Origin of the sequence: uncultured Neisseria sp. (assembly GCF_951230505.1) — a bacterium.
In the GTDB taxonomy this organism is placed as follows: Bacteria; Pseudomonadota; Gammaproteobacteria; order Burkholderiales; family Neisseriaceae; genus Neisseria.
This window is the reverse complement of record NZ_CATNVN010000191.1, coordinates 1-3,115: the sequence shown is the minus strand read 5'-3', so window position 1 is coordinate 3,115 and position 3,115 is coordinate 1. Positions and strand designations below refer to the sequence as shown.

4 protein-coding genes and 1 pseudogene are annotated in these 3,115 nt (G+C 50.2%); 1 reads left to right on the top strand and 4 read right to left on the bottom strand.

Going from position 1 to position 3,115, the window contains the following annotated elements; all coding sequences use genetic code 11:
- From Q1M25_RS09240 to Q1M25_RS09225, 4 genes and pseudogenes are all read right to left on the bottom strand, one after another.
- Positions 1–185: hypothetical protein (locus tag Q1M25_RS09240; RefSeq protein WP_300484005.1), on the bottom strand; the 185-nt coding region annotated here is incomplete at its 3' end.
- Between the two features lie 3 nt (positions 186–188).
- Positions 189–377, bottom strand: a pseudogene (locus tag Q1M25_RS09235) (UvrB/UvrC motif-containing protein); the annotation flags it as partial.
- An 11-nt stretch (positions 378–388) separates the two neighbouring features.
- Positions 389–1,198 carry a glutamate racemase gene (murI, locus tag Q1M25_RS09230; protein WP_003747483.1) on the bottom strand — a complete coding sequence of 270 codons (810 nt, stop codon included), beginning with the start codon at positions 1,196–1,198 and terminating at the stop codon, positions 389–391.
- A 60-nt stretch (positions 1,199–1,258) separates the two neighbouring features.
- Positions 1,259–2,488, bottom strand: coding sequence for a multidrug effflux MFS transporter (locus Q1M25_RS09225; protein WP_300484004.1), 1,230 nt, complete (start codon positions 2,486–2,488; stop codon positions 1,259–1,261).
- A gap of 241 nt (positions 2,489–2,729) precedes the next feature.
- On the opposite strand from Q1M25_RS09225, the gene Q1M25_RS09220 reads away from it, so the two are divergent.
- Positions 2,730–3,115 (top strand): helicase HerA-like domain-containing protein (locus Q1M25_RS09220; protein ID WP_300484002.1); only part of this gene is annotated, 386 nt, incomplete at its 3' end.

The following is a 3,115-nucleotide window of genomic DNA, read 5'->3' as shown; positions in this document are numbered from 1 at the left end:
AAGTAATACACTGCCAACATTAGTAACGCTGGAAAACCAATAAAAGCACAGATACACTTTTCATCAGCATTACTAAAAAAAAGAGCGGTAAAAAAACCTATCACAGTAAAAATTAAAGTTTTTTGCCAAATTAACTTTAGAGTTTCCCATATTTTTTGCCAAATTGACTTTGAAATATTTTCCATTATTTATCTCCCAAACAACAAATTCTCTTTAATCCCGCGTATCCTATCCCGCAACACCGCCGCCTCTTCAAACTGCAAATCCCGAGCCGCCTGTTGCATGGCTTTTTCCAGTTTGGCGATTTCTTTAATCGCGTCTTCTTCGTTGTGAATCTCGCCGACTTTAACCTTGTTTTTACCTTTCAGACGGCCTTTAATATTTCCAATCAACCCAATGTAACCATCTCAATCTGCTCCATACTCCTGCCCAAGAAGCGTTCGCCGATGGTGCGGAAGCGCAGTGGGATGTCGCTGACGTAGAAGCGGTAATCCGGATTATCGTTTTCCGTGTTCAGCAAACCTGCTTGCGCCAAGGCTTTGGCGGTGGCTTCGGCGGTGGTGATGGCGGAATCGACCAAGGTAACGTTTTGTGCTTCGCGGCCGATAAGCGGTTTGAGCAATGGGAAGTGGGTACAACCCAACACCAGCGTGTCGATGTCGTCAGCCAAGAGCGGCTTCAGGTATTCGCGTACGGTCAGGCGGGTGACTTCGTGATCGAGCCAGCCCTCTTCCACCAATGGCACAAGCAGGGGCGCGGCTTGCGTGCGTACCAGCGTGTCGTTGTTTTGCGAATGAATGGCGCGTGCGTAGGCGTTGCTGTTGACGGTAGTGTTGGTTGCGATAATGCCGATTCGGTTGTTTTTGGTGGTTTGCAAAGCGGCTTCCGCACCGGCGGAGATGACGTCCAATACGGGCATATTGCCTGCTTTTTGACGGATTTTTTGTCCGGCAACGGCGGCGATGGTGTTGCACGCGATAACGAGTGCTTTGACATCGTTTTCCAGTAGAAAATCGACAATCTGCATGGCGAAGGTTTCGATGGTGGCACGGGATTTGGTGCCGTAGGGAACGCGTGCGGTATCGCCGAAATAGATGATGTTTTCCATCGGCAGGCGTTCCATCAGGGCGCGGACGTTGGTCAAGCCGCCGACGCCGGAATCGAATACGCCGATGGGGCGTTGTTTGCTGGTACTCATGGTTAATTTCTTCAATATAGAGTTGAGGCCGTCTGAAACCGTTTTCAGACGGCCTGAAGGTTAAACATATTCTTTTTTATCGTTTTCCATCCAAGCCTGATGCGAGCAAATCCACAACAGCACGATACCGCACACGGTCGAGCTCAACATCATACCGGCCATCACCAAGGCAGAACCATTATGCAGCCAAGTCGTTGCCATGCCGACCGATGCGCCGATAAGGGATTGGAACACGCCCAAGACGGCATTTGCACTACCGCCCTCTGCGCTGAAATAGCTCATAAAGCAGGCCTGAGTGTTCGCACCGACCAAGCCTTGCGTACCGACTGAAAACATCACACATGGCACTAAAGCCCACAAAGGCGGCAGAGACAGCGACAATACCAAAACCGTCATCAACAGATTGGCGGCGAATTGGACGATAATGCCCCATTTGAGGATGTTTTGCGGATGCGTACCGGTTTTCAAACGCCATGCGGTAACGCGGTTAAACGACATCATGGTAATGATATTGAGCGCAAATATCCAAGCATATTGGTTTGGGGAAACATGATACAGGTGTTGGTACACAAACGACGATTCAGTCAAAAAGGCAAACATCGAACCAAAACTGAAAGCTTGGAAAAACAGATAGCCCATTGCAGCGCGCGTTCTCAAAACGCGTTTAAACCTGCCGGCCACCACGCCAAACACGTCCATGCTGATTTTGCCTTTTTGGTGCGGCTTGGGCAGGAAATACCACATCAAACCCCAAAGCAGCAGCGAATAACAGGCCAGAAAACCGAAAATCATGCGCCAGCCGCCCAAATTCTGCAAGCCTGCACCAATCATCGGTGCCATCAGCGGCACAATCATCAGAATAATGCCGATTAAGGCAAACATCTGCGCGGCTTTGCGTCCGGAATAATAATCGCGCACCATCGCGCCGGAAATCACCACGGTCATCCCCGCGCCAAACGCCTGCAAGGCACGCAAGTTCAGCAGCTGCTCGACATTATTCACCATCGTCAAACCGATAACGGCGGCAAAGTAAATGCTCAAGCCCACCAAGGCGACAGGTTTGCGGCCTTTAATATCCGAAATCGAACCGCCGACCACCTGACCAAACGCCACGCCAAACATAAAAAAGCTCAGGCTTTGCTCGATGCGGTGGATGTCCGAACCCAGCGACTTCGCCATTTCGGGAATCGCAGGCAGATAGGCATCGACAGAAAACGGCATCAGCGCGACCAACATCGCCATCAGCACGGCCATGGTTTTTTCGCCCAAAGGGGCTTGTTGTGCAGTCATTCCGACTTTCGCTTTCGTAAAAAATATTCAAAAAACAAAGAAAACAACCGCCTTGTCAGACGGTTGCGGATTGGATGGAATTATAGCAGATTTCAACCCTATCCAATCACTGCACAAAAACCTTTGCAAAACTTAAGGCCGTCTGAAACTTCGTTTGGTTGAATCCCCCCGCCGCAAACGTTAAAATGCTTGTTTTTTAAGACAACAAATTGTTTCACATCACGGATTCTAAGGAATAATCATGACTACATTTCAAATTGCGCGTACCGACGGGAAAACGCTCGAAATTCAAGGCAAAATGGCCAACCGCCACGGCTTGATCGCAGGTGCGACCGGTACGGGTAAAACCGTTACCCTGCGCCGCATGGCGGAAGCCTTCAGCAGCGAAGGCATCCCTGTATTCTTGGTCGATGTCAAAGGCGATTTGTCGGGCATCGCACAAGCCGGTACCAACAGCGGCAAAGTGGGCGAACGCATCGCCGAGTTTGATTTGGGCGAGCAATGGCTGCAAAATTTCCCCGTGCGCTTTTGGGATGTTTACGGCGAAACCGGTATTCCCGTACGCGTCACCGTTTCAGAAATGGGCCCTATGCTTTTGGCCCGCCTGATGAATCTGAACGACACGCA

Bases quoted from the DNA above. Each gene is read 5' to 3' on its own strand.
- Q1M25_RS09225 (WP_300484004.1), bottom strand. From the start codon at position 2,488: ATGACTGCACAACAAGCCCCTTTGGGCGAAAAAACCATGGCCGTGCTG.
- murI (WP_003747483.1), bottom strand. From the start codon at position 1,198: ATGAGTACCAGCAAACAACGCCCCATCGGCGTATTCGATTCCGGCGTC.